The following is a 14,403-nucleotide window of genomic DNA, read 5'->3' on the forward strand; positions in this document are numbered from 1 at the left end:
ATCGACCTGCGCTGGCTGATGTTTTGATCAAGGCCCGGTACAATCCGGGCCTTGTTGTTTTGTGCTGCTATAGGATCATCATGTCGGCTTCTTTCGTTCATCTACGCCTGCACACCGAATTCTCCCTGGTCGATGGCCTGGTGCGGATCAAGCCGCTGGCCAAGGCATTGGCCTCGATGAACATGCCGGCCGTAGCGGTTACCGACCAGAGCAACATGTGCTCGCTGGTCAAGTTCTACAAGAACGCCATGGGCTCGGGGATCAAGCCGATCTGTGGCGCCGACCTGTGGCTGGCCAATCGCGACCCCGACGCACCGCTGTCGCGCATCTGCTTTCTGGCCATGGACGGCAAGGGTTATCGCAACCTCACCGAGTTGATCTCTCGCGGTTGGGTCGAAGGCCAGCGCAATGGCCTGGTGGTGATCGAGCGTGACTGGATCCCCGCGGCCAGCGAGGGGCTGATCGCCCTGTCGGCAGCCAAAGAAGGCGATATCGGCATGGCGTTGCTCAATGGCAACCCTGAAGAAGCCGAAGCCTTGCTGCAAGACTGGATGGCGATGTTCCCTGATCGCTTCTATGTCGAAGTGCAGCGCACCAACCGCGCTGGCGATGAAGAGTACCTGCATGCTGCGGTCGCCCTGGCCGACAAGCTCAATGCACCGCTGGTAGCGACCAACGATGTGCGTTTCATCAAGCAGTCGGACTACGACGCCCATGAAACCCGCGTATGCATTGGCGAAGGCCGCGCCCTCGACGACCCGCGGCGTTCACGCAACTACAGTGACCAGCAATATCTGAAAAGCCCGGAAGAAATGGCCGAGCTGTTCAGCGACCTGCCTGACGCAGTGGCCAACACCGTGGAGATTGCCAAGCGCTGCAACATCCAGGTGCAGCTGGGCAAACACTTCCTGCCTGATTTCCCGACGCCCAACGGCATGGGCATTGACGACTACCTGCGGCATGTCTCCCATGAAGGCCTGGAAGAGCGTCTGGCGGTGCTGTGGCCGAAAGAGACCACGCCCAACTACGAAGAAAAGCGTCAGGTCTACCTCGACCGCTTGAAATTCGAGCTGGATATCATCATCCAGATGGGCTTCCCCGGTTACTTCCTGATCGTTATGGACTTCATCAAGTGGGCCAAGAACAACGGCGTGCCAGTAGGCCCGGGCCGGGGTTCGGGCGCCGGCTCGCTGGTAGCCTACGTGCTGAAGATCACCGACCTCGATCCGCTGGCCTACGACTTGCTGTTCGAACGTTTCCTCAACCCGGAACGGGTTTCCATGCCCGACTTCGACGTCGACTTCTGCATGGATGGCCGCGACCGGGTGATCGAGTACGTGGCCGATGCCTATGGCCGCAACGCGGTGAGCCAGATCATCACCTTCGGTACCATGGCCGCCAAGGCGGTGGTGCGCGACGTGGCGCGGGTGCAGGGCAAGTCCTACGGCCTGGCCGATCGCCTGTCGAAGATGATCCCGTTCGAAGTGGGCATGACCCTGGAGAAAGCCTACGAGCAGGAAGAGATGCTCCGCGACTTCCTCAAGACCGATGAGGACGCCAAGGAAATCTGGGACATGGCCCTCAAGCTCGAGGGTGTCTGCCGCGGTACCGGTAAGCACGCCGGTGGTGTGGTCATCGCGCCGACCAAGCTCACCGACTTCTCGCCGATCGCCTGTGATGAAGAAGGCGGCGGCCTGGTTACCCAGTTCGACAAGGACGACGTCGAGGCGGCGGGTCTGGTGAAGTTCGACTTCCTCGGTCTGCGCACCCTGACCATCATCAAGTGGGCGATGGAAACCATCAACCGCGAGCAGGCCAAGAAAGGCCTGGATGACCTGAACATCGATTTCATCCCGCTGGATGACAAAAAAACCTACGAACTGCTGCAAAAGGCTGAGACCACTGCAGTGTTCCAGCTTGAATCGCGGGGCATGAAGGAGCTGATCAAGAAGCTCAAGCCCGACTGCCTGGAAGACCTGATCGCACTGGTGGCGTTGTTCCGTCCCGGCCCGCTGCAATCGGGCATGGTTGACGACTTCATCAACCGCAAGCACGGCCGCGCCGAACTGGCTTATCCGCACTCGGACTACCAGTACGAAGGCCTCAAGCCGGTGCTTGCGCCGACTTACGGCATCATCCTGTACCAGGAACAGGTGATGCAGATTGCCCAGGTGATGGCTGGCTACACCCTCGGTGGTGCAGACATGCTGCGTCGCGCCATGGGTAAGAAAAAGCCCGAGGAAATGGCCAAGCAGCGTGGCGGATTCATCGAAGGTTGCGCCACCAACAACATCGACCCGGACCTGGCAGGTAACATCTTCGACCTGGTAGAAAAGTTCGCAGGTTACGGCTTCAACAAATCCCACTCCGCCGCCTATGGCCTGGTGTCCTACCAGACCGCCTGGCTGAAAACCCACCACCCGGCGCCGTTCATGGCTGCGGTGCTGTCGGCGGATATGCACAACACCGACAAGGTCGTGACCCTGATCGAGGAAGTGCGCAGCATGAAGCTGCGCCTCGATGCGCCGGACGTGAACACCTCCGACTTCAAGTTCACGGTCAATGACGACGGTCGTATCGTCTACGGCCTGGGGGCGATCAAGGGCGTCGGCGAGGGGCCGGTAGAGGCCATCGTTGAAGCGCGCCGCGACGGTCCGTTCAAGGACCTGTTCGACTTCTGCGAGCGTGTCGACCTCAAGCGCATCAACAAGCGTACCCTCGACGCGCTGATTCGCAGCGGCGCCCTGGATCGACTGGGGCCGTACTTCCATGACGAGCTCAAGGCCTACCAGGCCAACATCGACCGCAACCGCGCGGTGTTGCTGTCGACCATGGAAGAGGCGATCAAGGCCGCCGAGCAGACCGCCCGTACCGCTGACAGCGGTCATGCCGACCTGTTCGGCGGGTTGTTCGTTGAAGAAGATGCCGATGTCTACGCCAACCACCGCAAGGCCCGCGAGCTGACCCTCAAGGAGCGTCTGCGTGGTGAAAAGGACACCCTGGGCCTGTATCTGACCGGTCACCCGATTGACGAATATGAAGGCGAGATTCGCCGCTTCGCGCGTCAACGCATCATTGACCTGAAGCCGGCCCGCGACACCCAGACGGTGGCCGGCATGATCATCGCCCTGCGGGTCATGAAGAACAAAAAAGGTGACAAAATGGGCTTTGTCACCCTCGACGACCGTTCCGGACGTATCGAGGCCTCGTTGTTCGCCGATGCCTTCATGGCCGCCCAGGCCCTGTTGCAGACCGACGCGATGGTGGTGGTCGAAGGTGAGGTCAGCAATGATGACTTCTCCGGCGGCCTGCGCCTGCGGGTCAAGCGGGTCATGAGCATGGAAGATGCGCGGACCAACCTGGCCGAGAGCCTGCGCCTGAAAGTCCACAGCGACGCCCTCAAGGGCGATCGCCTGACCTGGCTGGGCGAGCTGTTCAAGCGCCATCGCGGCGCTTGCCCGATCACCATGGAGTACACCGGCAGCGATGCCCGGGCGATGTTGCAGTTCGGCGAAAGCTGGCGAATCGACCCGGCCGATGGCCTGATTCAGGCACTGCGTGACCAGTTCGGGCGTGAGAACGTCTTTTTGCAATATCGATGAATTTTTAATCTCGACCTGAATGCGCCTGATCCCTTAAGGTAGGGCGCCAAACGGATCAACCGGCCGGCCGCCTGGCCGTAGACCCTAGACGGATGCCTATGAACCCGAATTTTCTGGATTTCGAACAGCCGATTGCTGACCTGCAAGCCAAGATCGAAGAGCTGCGCCTGGTCGGCAATGACAACTCGCTGAACATCGGCGATGAAATCGCCCGTCTGCAAGACAAGAGCAGCACCCTGACCGAAAGCATTTTCGGCAACCTGACCAGCTGGCAGATTGCCCGTCTGGCTCGTCATCCGCGTCGTCCGTATACCCTGGACTACATCGATCACCTGTTCACCGAGTTCGACGAGCTGCACGGCGACCGGCACTTTGCCGACGACGCGGCGATTGTCGGCGGTATCGCCCGTCTGGACGACAAGCCAGTGATGGTCATCGGTCACCAGAAAGGCCGCGAAGTGCGTGAGAAGGTGCGCCGCAACTTCGGTATGCCGCGTCCGGAAGGCTATCGCAAAGCCTGCCGCCTGATGGAAATGGCCGAACGCTTCAAGATGCCGATCCTGACCTTCATCGACACCCCGGGTGCCTACCCGGGCATCGACGCCGAAGAGCGCAACCAGAGTGAAGCGATTGCCTGGAACCTGCGGGTCATGGCGCGCCTGAAGACCCCGATCATCGCTACCGTTATCGGTGAAGGTGGTTCTGGTGGTGCACTGGCCATTGGCGTCTGCGATCAGCTGAACATGCTGCAGTACTCCACCTACTCGGTGATCTCGCCGGAAGGTTGTGCTTCGATTCTGTGGAAGACTGCCGAAAAGGCCTCGGACGCTGCCGAAGCCATGGGCATTACCGCCGAGCGTCTGAAGGGGCTGGGTATTGTTGACAAGGTCATCGCCGAACCACTGGGCGGCGCCCACCGTGACCCGGCGAAAATGTCGGCAACCATTCGTGGCGAGCTGATCGAACAACTGGACATGCTCAAGAAGTTCGACAACGATGCGCTGCTCAAGCGCCGTTATGACCGTCTGATGAGCTACGGGCTCTGATCTGAGGTCCATCGCCGGCAAGGCCGGCTCCCACAGGAATTGGGTTGACCACCGGACCTGTGGGAGCTGGCCTTGCCAGCGATCGAGCGCCAAGCGCTCGCAACCGGGCCAACGCCGATGATTGATCTTCAAAGCAAGCTCTCCCCCTGGCGACACGCCCCTTCCTGGTGCGTCGCTCTCTCCGGCGGCCTCGACTCCACCGTCCTTCTGCACCTGCTGGCAAGTCTGTCCCGTCAGCATCCGCTACCCCCCCTTCGTGCGATTCACATCCACCACGGCCTGCAAGCTGCGGCTGACGCCTGGCCCGCCCATTGCCAGCGCCTGTGTGACGATCTCGGCGTCGATTTGCAGATCATTCACGTCAAGGTCGCCCCTGGTGCCAGTCTTGAGCAGGGCGCCCGTGACGCGCGTTATGCAGCCCTCGCTGAGGCTCTGCGTCCCGGCGAAGTGCTGCTGACCGGGCAGCATCGTGAGGATCAGGCCGAGACCTTGCTGTTCAGGTTGTTACGCGGGGCTGGTGTTCGCGGTCTGGCGGCTATGCCCGCTCAGCGTGCGTTGGGGCAGGGGCTGTTGCTGCGGCCGTTGCTCGATGTATCGCGAGAGGCGCTGGAGCGCTACGCCCATGCGCAACAGCTGGTGTGGGTCGAGGACCCCTCCAATGGCGACACGCAGTATTCGCGTAATTACTTGCGTCACGCTGTGTTCCCGGTGTTGCGCCAGCGTTGGCCGCAAGCGGCGCAGAGTCTGGCACGCACCGCCGAGCACCTGAGCGAGGCCCAAGGGCTGCTGGATGAACTGGCGCTTGAGGATTTGCACCAGGCCTGCACGCCGTGCGGCTTTGACTGGCTGCCCCTGGCCTCGCTGGACCTGAGCGTGCTGCGTGGATTGTCCCCGGCGCGTCAGCGCAATGCCCTGCAATACTGGCTGGCGCAACGCACGCGCTTGCCAGACGCGCGCCACTGGGCCGGCTGGGAAGACTTGCGTGACGCATCAGGCGACGGACGGCCATGCTGGCGTCTGACCGACGGCGAGCTGCAGCGTGCCAACGAGCGTATCTGGTGGCTGGCCGACGACTGGCTCAAGGCCCCGGTGGGGCAGGACTGGGATGATCCGGCACAAGGTCTGACCTTGCCAGGTAATGGCACTCTGCACTTGAGCGGCATCATGCCGCAGGGGCCGTTGCGTGTCGCCTACCGCCAGGGCGGTGAAAGCCTGCAGGTTGCCGGGCGTGGCCGCCGTGACCTCAAGCGCCTGCTCAACGAGCTGCAGGTGCCGGCGTTCGTCCGTTGCCGCCTGCCGTTGCTCTATCGCGGCGAGCAGTTACTGGCCGTGGCCAACCTGCCGGAACTGAGTCAGGGGCCATGGCAATTACATTGGTGCATACCGACGAGCGCGCAAGGTTTGAGATGAAAGGCACATTCCGGTAGACTACGCTCCCTTCTTGATACAACTTCTGTGGCTTCCCTGAAATCACGGCAGTTGCCGATTACCAAGCAGTTTTTTGCTGGGCGATTCTAAAAATGTGTAGCGAGCTCCGTACCGGGTCGAAAACCCCCGGTCTGTCCAGACGCGGCAGTTTTTTAAGTAGCACTGTGATTGACGCAGGTGATCGGGGGCTTCGGCCTTCCTTCGCTTTCCCCGGCGGCGCAGACCGCTTTAACGCAGACTTCTAGGGTTTTTCATGACGCGCTACATATTCGTCACGGGCGGTGTTGTTTCTTCATTGGGGAAAGGCATTGCCTCGGCTTCATTGGCGGCCATCCTGGAGGCGCGGGGGCTCAAGGTCACCATGCTCAAGCTGGACCCGTACATCAACGTCGACCCGGGCACCATGAGCCCGTTCCAGCACGGTGAAGTGTTCGTCACCCACGACGGCGCCGAAACCGACCTGGACCTGGGCCACTACGAGCGGTTCATCCGCACGACCATGACCCAGAACAACAACTTCACCACCGGCCGTATCTACGAGCACGTGCTGCGCAAAGAGCGCCGTGGTGATTACCTGGGCGCGACCATCCAGGTCATTCCGCACATCACCGACGAGATCAAGCGCCGCATCATCAAGGGTGCTGGCGATGCCGACGTGGCCCTGGTGGAAATCGGCGGTACCGTGGGTGACATCGAGTCGCAACCGTTCCTTGAGGCTATCCGTCAGTTGCGCGTCGAAGTGGGCTCCAAGCGCGCCATGCTGATGCACCTGACCCTGGTACCGTACATCGCCACCGCTGGCGAGACCAAGACCAAGCCGACCCAGCACTCGGTCAAGGAGCTGCGCTCCATCGGCCTGCAGCCTGACGTGCTGATCTGCCGTTCCGACCATCCGGTTGATGTTTCCTCGCGTCGCAAGATCGCCCTGTTCACCAACGTTGAAGAGCGTGCGGTGATCTCCCTGGAAGACGTCGACACCATCTACAAGATCCCGGCCGTGCTGCACGCCCAGGGTCTGGATGACTTCGTCGTCGAGCGCTTTGGCCTGCAGTGCAATGGCGCCGACCTGTCCGAGTGGGAAAAGGTCGTCGATGCCAAGCTCAATCCAGAGCACGAAGTGACCATCGCCATGGTCGGCAAGTACATGGAGCTGCTGGACGCCTACAAGTCGCTGATCGAAGCGATGAGCCATGCCGGCATCCAGAACCGCACCAAGGTCAACCTGCGCTACATCGACTCCGAAGACATCGAGAACCAGGGCACCAGCCTGCTCGAAGGCGCGGATGCCATCCTGGTTCCGGGCGGCTTCGGTCTGCGCGGTGTCGAAGGCAAGATCACTGCCGTGCAGTACGCTCGCGAGAACAAGGTCCCGTACCTGGGTATCTGCCTGGGCATGCAGGTTGCGGTCATCGAATTCGCCCGTAACGTCATGGGCTGGAAAGATGCCAACTCCACCGAGTTCGATCGCAACAGCGCTCACCCGGTTGTCGGTCTGATCACCGAGTGGGAAGACGCCACCGGCGCGGTTGAAACCCGTACCGAAGCGTCCGACCTGGGCGGCACCATGCGTCTGGGTGCCCAGGAGTGCCAGCTGGAAAGCGGCTCCAAGGTCCATGACTGCTACGCCAAGGACGTGATCGTCGAGCGTCATCGTCATCGCTACGAAGTGAACAACAAGCTGCTGCCACAACTGGTAGACGCCGGCCTCAAGGTTTCCGGTCGTTCCGGTGACGGCGCGCTGGTCGAAGTGGTCGAGTCGCAGGATCATCCATGGTTCGTCGCTTGCCAGTTCCACCCTGAGTTCACCTCGACGCCGCGTGATGGCCATCCGCTGTTCAGCGGTTTCGTCAAGGCGGCATTGGCTCAAAAGAACAAGGCCTGATACATGACCCAGAAGATCATTCGCGTCGGTAACATCGAGATCGCCAACGACAAGCCGTTCGTCCTGTTCGGCGGCATGAACGTGCTGGAATCCCGTGACCTGGCCATGAAGGTCTGTGAAGAGTACGTACGGGTTACCGAGAAACTCGGTATCCCTTACGTGTTCAAGGCCAGCTTCGACAAAGCCAACCGTTCGTCGATCAACTCCTACCGTGGCCCAGGCCTGGAAGAGGGGATGAAGATCTTCGAAGAGATCAAGCGCACCTTCAATGTTCCGCTGATCACCGACGTTCACGAGCCGCATCAGGCGCAAGCCGTGGCAGAAGTCTGTGACATCATCCAGTTGCCGGCTTTCCTGTCGCGCCAGACCGACCTGGTGGTGGCCATGGCCAAGACCGGCGCGGTGATCAACATCAAGAAGGCCCAGTTCCTCGCGCCTCAGGAGATGAAACACATCCTGACCAAGTGCGAAGAAGCCGGTAACGATCAGTTGATCCTCTGCGAACGTGGTTCGAGCTTCGGTTACAACAACCTGGTGGTCGACATGCTCGGCTTCGGCATCATGAAGCAGTTCGAGTACCCGGTGTTCTTCGACGTGACTCACTCCCTGCAGATGCCGGGTGGTCGCGCCGATTCCGCCGGTGGCCGCCGTGCCCAGGTCACCGACCTGGCCAAGGCCGGTCTGAGCCAGGGCCTGGCCGGGCTGTTCCTTGAAGCCCACCCGGACCCGGACAACGCCAAATGCGACGGTCCATGCGCCCTGCGTCTGGACAAACTGGAGCCATTCCTGGCCCAGCTCAAGCAACTGGACGATCTGGTGAAGAGTTTTCCGACGGTAGAAACCGCGTAATCCTCAATTCTCCGGTAAAGTACCCCCCGTTCAACCCCTGACCCACGGGTCAGGGGCACGCCATCGTCAGGCCTGCCCGTTTCCAACAGCCAGGCGAACGGCAAAGATTTTTCTCAGCTGCGTTGTTTTCGTCAATTCTGGAGTGCTTACAACAATGGCAAAAATCGTCGACATCAAAGGTCGTGAAGTTCTCGATTCGCGTGGTAACCCCACCGTAGAAGCGGACGTACTGCTCGACAACGGCATCATCGGCAGCGCGTGCGCGCCGTCCGGTGCTTCCACTGGCTCGCGCGAAGCGCTGGAGCTGCGTGATGGCGACAAGAGCCGTTACATGGGCAAAGGCGTACTGAAAGCTGTTGCCAACATCAACGGCCCGATCCGCGATCTGCTGCTGGGCAAAGACCCGGTTGACCAGAAAGCCCTCGACCACGCCATGATCAAGCTGGACGGTACCGAGAACAAGGCCAATCTGGGCGCCAACGCTATCCTGGCTGTGTCCCTGGCCGCTGCCAAAGCCGCTGCCCAGGATCAGGACCTGCCGCTGTACGCGCACATCGCCAACCTCAACGGCACCCCGGGCCAGTACTCGATGCCGGTTCCGATGATGAACATCATCAACGGTGGCGAGCACGCCGATAACAACGTCGACATCCAGGAGTTCATGGTGCAGCCGGTTGGCGCCAAGACCTTCTCCGATGGCCTGCGCATGGGCACCGAAATTTTCCATCACCTCAAAGCTGTGCTCAAGGCCCGTGGCCTGAACACCGCTGTCGGTGACGAAGGCGGTTTCGCACCTAACCTGGCTTCCAACGAAGACGCCCTGGGCGCCATCGCTGAAGCTGTGGCCAACGCTGGCTACAAGCTGGGCACCGATGTGACCCTGGCCCTGGACTGCGCGGCCAGCGAATTCTACGAAGACGGCAAGTACAACCTGTCCGGCGAAGGCAAGTCGTTCGACGCTGAAGGTTTTGCCGAGTACCTGAAGGGCCTGACCGAGCGTTTCCCGATCATCTCGATCGAAGACGGTCTGGACGAGTCCGACTGGGCTGGCTGGAAGATCCTCACCGACAAGATCGGCGCCAAGGTACAACTGGTCGGTGACGACCTGTTCGTGACCAACACCAAGATCTTGAAAGAAGGCATCGACAAGCAGATCGGCAACTCGATCCTGATCAAGTTCAATCAGATCGGCTCGCTGACCGAAACCCTGGAAGCCATCCAGATGGCCAAGGCTGCCGGTTACACCGCAGTGATCTCGCACCGTTCGGGCGAAACCGAAGATTCGACCATTGCCGACCTGGCCGTGGGTACCGCTGCCGGCCAGATCAAGACCGGCTCGCTGTGCCGTTCCGACCGCGTTTCCAAGTACAACCAGCTGCTGCGTATCGAAGAGCAACTGGGCAGCAAGGCTGTGTACCGTGGTCGTGCCGAGTTTCGCGGCTAAGCAAGAGATGGTAAAAAGACAGCAGCCAAGGTTCGCTGAACAGCCATACTGACTGTTCAGCAACTTGTTGCAGCAGGTCTGAATACACAAAGCCTGGCTTCGGCCAGGCTTCGTGCCATCAGTGCCCTGCAGAGGTGGCGGTCTTTTTCCACTGGATACCCTGATGCGCAGTCCCTATTGGTTGTTCCTCGTTCTGCTCCTGCTGCTTGGTGGCCTGCAGTATCGCCTGTGGGTGGGCAATGGCAGCCTGGCCCATGTCACCGAGCTCAAGCAACAGATCGCCGACCAGCACGCCGAAAACGAGCGTCTGCTGGAACGTAACCGTGTGCTTGATGCTGAAGTACTGGAGTTGAAGAAAGGTATGGAAACCGTCGAAGAACGGGCTCGCCATGAACTGGGTATGGTCAAGGAGGGTGAAACCCTCTACCAGCTTGCCCAATGAACCAGACCTTGCCGGCTTTCTGGACCGTGATTCCCGCCGCGGGCGTTGGTGCCCGCATGGCTGCCGACCGCCCCAAGCAGTACCTGCAATTGGGCGGCAAGACCATTCTCGAGCATAGCCTCGACTGTTTCCTCGATCATCCCTGTGTCAAAGGGGTGGTGGTCAGCGTTGCCGTTGACGATCCTTACTGGCCCGGCTTGCGCTGCGCCAGTGACCCGCGTATCCAGCGCGCCGCGGGTGGCCAGGAGCGCGCCGACTCGGTGCTCAACGCCTTGTTGCTGTTGCACGCCCAGGGCGCGGCAGACACCGACTGGGTGCTGGTACACGATGCCGCCCGGCCGAACCTGGCACGCAGCGACCTCGACCGCCTGCTGTTCGAACTTGCCGACGATCCGGTAGGTGGCCTGTTGGCCGTGCCGGCCCGCGATACCCTCAAGCGCGCCGACGCCAAGGGGCGAGTCAGCGCCACCATCGACCGCAGTACCGTGTGGCAGGCTTATACCCCGCAGATGTTTCGTCTGGGCACCTTGCACCGGGCGCTGGCCGACAGCCTGGTGGCGGATGTGGCGATCACCGATGAGTCCTCGGCGATCGAGTGGGCCGGCCAGGCGCCGCGCTTGATTGAAGGGCGCAGTGACAACATCAAGGTGACCCGGCCGGAAGACCTGGAGTGGCTGCGTCAGCGCTGGGCCAAGCGCGGCTGATCGCGATACTCAGGCAACAACGCCAACCCCTCGCGCAAATAGTCCACCAGCTTGCGCACCTTCGGTGACAAATGCCGTTGCTGCGGGTACAGCGCCCACACCGCGGTGTTAGGCGGTTGCTGGGCCTCAAGCAACGAAACCAGCACCCCGGTCTTCAGGTGCTCAAGCACGTAGTAGTCTGGCAACTGACACAACCCCATCCCCTGCAACGCCGCATCCAGCACCGCCTGGCCACTGTTGCAGCGCCAGTTGCCTTGCACCCGGAGGCCTTGCTCACGACCATCCTGCTGCAGCGTCCAGATATCCGAGCTGCCGACCAGGCAATTGTGCCGAGCCAGTTCCGACACGCTGTGTGGCCGACCGTAACGTTCCAGATATGCCGGCGAGGCGCACAGGTACATGCGTCTTGGCGCCAGGCGCGTTGCAATCAGGCGTGAGTCCTGAAGACGGCCGAGGCGAATCGCCAGGTCCATGCCTTCGTGCAGCAGGTCGAGGGTGCGATTGCTCAGTTCGACATCGACCCGCAACTGTGGGTACAGCGCCATGAAACGCGTTACCAGCGGCACGATGAAGCGCTCGCCATAGGCCACCGCGCAGGTCATGCGCAGCAAGCCCTTGGGCTCGCTGGTGAGATCGCCCATGGCGCGCAAGGCTTCCTCGCGGCCATCCTGCAGGCGCTGGCAATGCTGCAGGAAGGTCTGCCCGGCTTCGCTCAAGGTCACCTTGCGCGTGCTGCGGTAGAGCAGGCGGGTTTGCAGGCGGTCTTCCAGCCGGGCGATCTGGCGGCTGATGTGCGAAGAGGAAACCCCCAGGCGTTCGGCCGCAGCGGTGAATTGGCCCGACTCGGCCACCGCGACGAACTCGTCGATGCCTTCCCAGCGGCTACTCATTGATTATCCCTGTGTGGCAATAATGTTTTGTCTTTGGCCTGATTATTAATCAAATGGTGATGAATTACACTTTGAGCCTGAACTGACCCCTTTGCTGGAGAAGATTGATGATCAAGTCCCGTGCCGCCGTTGCCTTCGAGGCCAAGAAACCGCTGGAGATCGTCGAAGTCGACGTGGCCATGCCTAAGGCAGGCGAAGTGCTGTTGCGCGTTGTCGCCAGCGGTGTCTGCCACACCGATGCCTACACCCTGTCCGGCGCGGACCCTGAAGGTATCTTTCCGTCGATCCTGGGGCACGAAGGCGGCGCCATCGTCGAGGCGGTGGGTGAAGGCGTCACTTCGGTTGCAGTGGGCGATCATGTGATCCCGCTGTATACCCCCGAGTGCGGCCAGTGCAAATTCTGCCGCTCCGGCAAGACCAACCTGTGCCAGGCCATTCGTGCCACTCAGGGCAAGGGTCTGATGCCTGATGGCACCACGCGTTTCTCCTACAAGGGTCAGCAACTGTTCCACTACATGGGGACTTCGACCTTTTCCGAGTACACCGTGCTGCCGGAAATCTCCGTGGCCAAGATCCAGAAAGAAGCGCCGCTGGAGAAGGTCTGCCTGCTGGGCTGTGGCGTCACCACCGGTATCGGTGCGGTGCTCAATACCGCCAAGGTCAAACCGGGCGATACCGTGGCCATCTTCGGTCTCGGTGGCATCGGCCTGTCGGCGATCATTGGTGCGGTCAAGGCCAAGGCTGCGCGGATCATCGCCGTGGACATCAACCCGGGCAAGTTCGAAATTGCCAAGCAACTGGGTGCCACCGATTGCGTCAATCCAAAGGACTACGACCGTCCGATCCAGGAAGTCATCGTTGATCTTACCGACGGCGGTGTGGATTTCTCCTTCGAATGCGTAGGCAACGTACAACTGATGCGCGCCGCGCTGGAATGCTGCCACAAGGGCTGGGGTGAGTCGGTGATCATTGGTGTCGCTGGTGCTGGCCAGGAAATTTCCACTCGTCCGTTCCAGCTGGTGACCGGCCGGGTCTGGCGCGGTTCGGCGTTCGGCGGGGTGCGTGGCCGCAGCGAGCTGCCGAGCTACGTGGAAATGTCGGAAAAAGGCGAGATCCCGCTGGATACCTTCATTACTCACACCATGGGCCTGGAAGACATCAACAAGGCTTTCGACCTGATGCACGAAGGCAAGAGCATTCGCAGCGTCATCCATTTCTGAGGTTTGCCATGAGCCTGGAAAACATTTCCTGCCAGAAGAGTTTCGGCGGCTGGCACAAGCGTTACCGCCACCGCTCCGAGGTGCTTGGTTGTGACATGGTGTTTGCCGTGTACCTGCCGCCGCAAGCGGAGCAGGGCGGCAAACTGCCGGTGCTGTACTGGCTCAGCGGCCTGACCTGCACCGACGAGAACTTCATGCAGAAGGCGGGAGCGCACAAGCTTGCCGCCGAGCTGGGGTTGATCATCGTCGCGCCTGACACCAGCCCGCGCGGGCCTCAGGTGCCAGGCGATCCCGATGGTGCCTGGGACTTTGGGCTGGGTGCTGGCTTCTACCTCAATGCCAGCGAGCAGCCTTGGGCCCAGCACTACCGCATGCATGACTATGTGGTGCAGGAGCTGCCGAAGCTGGTTGAAGCGCACTTCCCCGCGTCAGATCGTCGCGGCATCAGTGGGCACTCCATGGGGGGACATGGCGCGCTGGTCTGTGCGCTGCGCAATCCTGGGCGTTATCAGTCAGTGTCGGCGTTCGCCCCGATCAGCAACCCGATGGATTGCCCCTGGGGGCAGAAGGCGTTCTCCCGCTACCTCGGTGAAGACCGGGCGCGCTGGCGTGAATGGGATGCCAGTGTGCTGATCGCTGATGCTCAGGAGCGTTTGCCGTTACTGGTGGATCAAGGGGATCGCGACGACTTCCTCGAAAACCAGCTCAAGCCCCAGGTATTGGTCCAGGCGGCGAAGGCGGCGGGTCACCCCCTTGAGCTGCGCCTGCAGCCAGGTTATGACCACAGCTACTACTTCATCGCCAGCTTTATCGATGAACACCTGCGCCATCATGGTGTGGCCCTGGGTTTGTTGTAGGGGCAGTCCTACAAATGAGCCCAAGGCCCGGCAAAGCAG

General features: G+C 61.0%; 11 protein-coding genes. 10 read left to right on the forward strand and 1 reads right to left on the reverse strand.

Annotated features, from left to right (window positions below; genetic code table 11):
* Positions 1 to 80 precede the first annotated feature (80 nt).
* The 8 genes from dnaE (at position 81) to ispD (ending at position 11,397) form a co-directional block, all read left to right on the forward strand.
* Positions 81 to 3,602, forward strand: a complete 3,522-nt coding sequence (gene dnaE, locus AC07OF_RS04640) for a DNA polymerase III subunit alpha (protein ID WP_495072604.1) — start codon at positions 81 to 83, stop codon at positions 3,600 to 3,602.
* A 98-nt stretch (positions 3,603 to 3,700) separates the two neighbouring features.
* Entirely contained in the window at positions 3,701 to 4,648 is a 948-nt protein-coding gene (locus tag AC07OF_RS04645) for an acetyl-CoA carboxylase carboxyltransferase subunit alpha (RefSeq protein ID WP_107026011.1), read from the forward strand.
* A 117-nt stretch (positions 4,649 to 4,765) separates the two neighbouring features.
* Positions 4,766 to 6,058 (forward strand): tRNA lysidine(34) synthetase TilS, encoded by a 1,293-nt coding sequence (tilS, locus tag AC07OF_RS04650; protein WP_495072605.1) that lies wholly within the window; start codon positions 4,766 to 4,768, stop codon positions 6,056 to 6,058.
* Between the two features lie 271 nt (positions 6,059 to 6,329).
* Positions 6,330 to 7,958, forward strand: coding sequence for a CTP synthase (pyrG, locus tag AC07OF_RS04655; RefSeq protein WP_157193720.1), 1,629 nt, complete (start codon positions 6,330 to 6,332; stop codon positions 7,956 to 7,958).
* Positions 7,959 to 7,961: 3 nt separating this feature from the next.
* Positions 7,962 to 8,807, forward strand: a complete 846-nt coding sequence (gene kdsA, locus AC07OF_RS04660; protein ID WP_107026008.1) for a 3-deoxy-8-phosphooctulonate synthase — start codon at positions 7,962 to 7,964, stop codon at positions 8,805 to 8,807.
* A gap of 154 nt (positions 8,808 to 8,961) precedes the next feature.
* Positions 8,962 to 10,251 carry a phosphopyruvate hydratase gene (gene eno, locus AC07OF_RS04665; RefSeq protein ID WP_157193719.1) on the forward strand — a complete coding sequence of 430 codons (1,290 nt, stop codon included), beginning with the start codon at positions 8,962 to 8,964 and terminating at the stop codon, positions 10,249 to 10,251.
* Between the two features lie 163 nt (positions 10,252 to 10,414).
* Complete coding sequence (ftsB, locus tag AC07OF_RS04670; protein WP_038613966.1) at positions 10,415 to 10,693, forward strand: cell division protein FtsB; 279 nt, start codon at positions 10,415 to 10,417, stop codon at positions 10,691 to 10,693.
* Positions 10,690 to 11,397, forward strand: coding sequence for a 2-C-methyl-D-erythritol 4-phosphate cytidylyltransferase (ispD, locus tag AC07OF_RS04675; protein WP_495072606.1), 708 nt, complete (start codon positions 10,690 to 10,692; stop codon positions 11,395 to 11,397). The genes ftsB and ispD overlap by 4 nt, the downstream gene beginning before the upstream one ends.
* Here the strand turns inward: ispD and AC07OF_RS04680 are convergent.
* A complete protein-coding gene (locus tag AC07OF_RS04680; protein WP_157193717.1) occupies positions 11,373 to 12,287 on the reverse strand; it encodes a LysR substrate-binding domain-containing protein in 915 nt (304 codons plus the stop codon). The genes ispD and AC07OF_RS04680 overlap by 25 nt on opposite strands.
* 107 nt (positions 12,288 to 12,394) lie before the next feature.
* Here AC07OF_RS04680 and AC07OF_RS04685 point away from each other — a divergent pair, with 107 nt between their 5' ends.
* Together AC07OF_RS04685 and fghA are read left to right on the forward strand one after the other, a co-directional pair.
* Positions 12,395 to 13,507, forward strand: a complete 1,113-nt coding sequence (locus tag AC07OF_RS04685) for an S-(hydroxymethyl)glutathione dehydrogenase/class III alcohol dehydrogenase (RefSeq protein WP_157193716.1) — start codon at positions 12,395 to 12,397, stop codon at positions 13,505 to 13,507.
* Positions 13,508 to 13,515: 8 nt separating this feature from the next.
* Positions 13,516 to 14,364 (forward strand): S-formylglutathione hydrolase, encoded by an 849-nt coding sequence (gene fghA / locus AC07OF_RS04690; RefSeq protein ID WP_157193715.1) that lies wholly within the window; start codon positions 13,516 to 13,518, stop codon positions 14,362 to 14,364.
* Positions 14,365 to 14,403: the final 39 nt, after the last annotated feature.

Source organism: Pseudomonas sp. GW821-FHT10B02 (genome assembly GCF_059415665.1).

Excerpts from the sequence above, each read along its gene's own strand:
- dnaE (WP_495072604.1), top strand. The coding sequence starts at position 81 with ATGTCGGCTTCTTTCGTTCATCTACGCCTGCACACCGAATTCTCCCTG.
- AC07OF_RS04645 (WP_107026011.1), top strand. The coding sequence starts at position 3,701 with ATGAACCCGAATTTTCTGGATTTCGAACAGCCGATTGCTGACCTGCAA.
- tilS (WP_495072605.1), top strand. The coding sequence starts at position 4,766 with ATGATTGATCTTCAAAGCAAGCTCTCCCCCTGGCGACACGCCCCTTCC.
- pyrG (WP_157193720.1), top strand. The coding sequence starts at position 6,330 with ATGACGCGCTACATATTCGTCACGGGCGGTGTTGTTTCTTCATTGGGG.
- kdsA (WP_107026008.1), top strand. The coding sequence starts at position 7,962 with ATGACCCAGAAGATCATTCGCGTCGGTAACATCGAGATCGCCAACGAC.
- eno (WP_157193719.1), top strand. The coding sequence starts at position 8,962 with ATGGCAAAAATCGTCGACATCAAAGGTCGTGAAGTTCTCGATTCGCGT.
- ftsB (WP_038613966.1), top strand. The coding sequence starts at position 10,415 with ATGCGCAGTCCCTATTGGTTGTTCCTCGTTCTGCTCCTGCTGCTTGGT.
- ispD (WP_495072606.1), top strand. The coding sequence starts at position 10,690 with ATGAACCAGACCTTGCCGGCTTTCTGGACCGTGATTCCCGCCGCGGGC.
- AC07OF_RS04680 (WP_157193717.1), bottom strand. The coding sequence starts at position 12,287 with ATGAGTAGCCGCTGGGAAGGCATCGACGAGTTCGTCGCGGTGGCCGAG.
- AC07OF_RS04685 (WP_157193716.1), top strand. The coding sequence starts at position 12,395 with ATGATCAAGTCCCGTGCCGCCGTTGCCTTCGAGGCCAAGAAACCGCTG.
- fghA (WP_157193715.1), top strand. The coding sequence starts at position 13,516 with ATGAGCCTGGAAAACATTTCCTGCCAGAAGAGTTTCGGCGGCTGGCAC.